Origin of the sequence: Aliivibrio sp. 1S128, assembly GCF_001691065.1 — a bacterium.
Taxonomy (GTDB): domain Bacteria; phylum Pseudomonadota; class Gammaproteobacteria; order Enterobacterales; family Vibrionaceae; genus Aliivibrio.
In genome coordinates this window covers 1-555 of record NZ_MAJV01000037.1, presented here as the reverse complement: position 1 = coordinate 555, position 555 = coordinate 1, and the positions used below count along the sequence as shown (strand labels likewise).

At 32.6% G+C, this 555-nt stretch carries 1 protein-coding gene; it reads right to left on the bottom strand.

Annotated elements, in window-relative coordinates; all coding sequences use genetic code 11:
- A partial coding sequence (locus A6E03_RS07170) for a DnaB helicase C-terminal domain-containing protein (RefSeq protein ID WP_255310606.1) occupies positions 1–508 on the bottom strand: 508 nt, incomplete at its 3' end.
- Positions 509–555 lie beyond the last annotated feature (47 nt).

Below are 555 nucleotides of genomic sequence, written 5' to 3'. Positions count from 1 at the left end.
AAACTCGTTTCCCATCCAACTCTACAGTATCGATAACATCTTGAATATCTTCTATATAGGTTGACTTGCCACGAATAAATAAGTTCTGCTTTTCCATCAACATTCCCATGGTCGCAGAAATGCGAGACCATGATTCATCGTCAATTTTACCACTTTCTAATGCTGAATAATCAACCCTACTAATTGAGCTGACTACTTTACGATAAAAACTATCAATATTTAAATCTGACTCAAAATGAAGAATACATTCTTCATTATTCAAATCTAAAAGTATATTTTCAATTATATTTCGATGAAACATTGCGTGATGATTAAGTGGCCTACCAGCAATAACAGTTAAACCTTTACTAATCCCTCCAATTTTTTTATCTACATCATTATAACCCGTTGATAATGCATCACATCTCCAAGCTGTAGTTGCTTCTTCCTTTTGGTATTGTTTTTCTATTTTAAGAAGACAATTTTCCAAGCCAACTTCCATAGATATGACTTCTATATTTTCTTTCATCTACTCACCTAAACTTAAATAATGTTTGTGCTAACGCCTGCATAACA